The 312-nt window shown below is 75.0% G+C and carries 1 protein-coding gene; it reads left to right on the top strand.

The window, feature by feature from the left end:
• Positions 1 to 312: sensor histidine kinase (locus ACEN88_RS35035; protein ID WP_413347029.1), on the top strand; the 312-nt coding region annotated here is incomplete at both ends.

Genomic DNA, 312 nt, shown 5'->3' with positions numbered 1-312 from the left:
GGCGCACGCCGCGCGGCGCACGAGCGGGACCGCGAGGACGCGCTGGAACTGGCGCGCCAGGCCGGCCGCGCCAAGGACGAGTTCCTCGCCGTGCTGGGCCACGAACTGCGCAATCCGCTGGCCCCCATCGCCGGCGCGCTCGACCTGATGGACTTGCGCGACGACGCCGCCTCGCGCCGCGAGCGCGGCATCATGCGGCGCCAGGTCGCGCACCTGAAACACCTCGTCGACGACCTGCTCGACGTGTCGCGCATCGCGTCCGGCAAGCTGCGCATCGACGTCGCCCCCGTGGACCTGGCGGCCGTCGTGCGC

It is taken from the genome of Massilia sp. CT11-108, from assembly GCF_047302915.1.
Taxonomy (GTDB): domain Bacteria; phylum Pseudomonadota; class Gammaproteobacteria; order Burkholderiales; family Burkholderiaceae_D; genus Telluria; species Telluria orientalis.
This window is presented reverse-complemented; position numbering and strand designations above follow the sequence as displayed.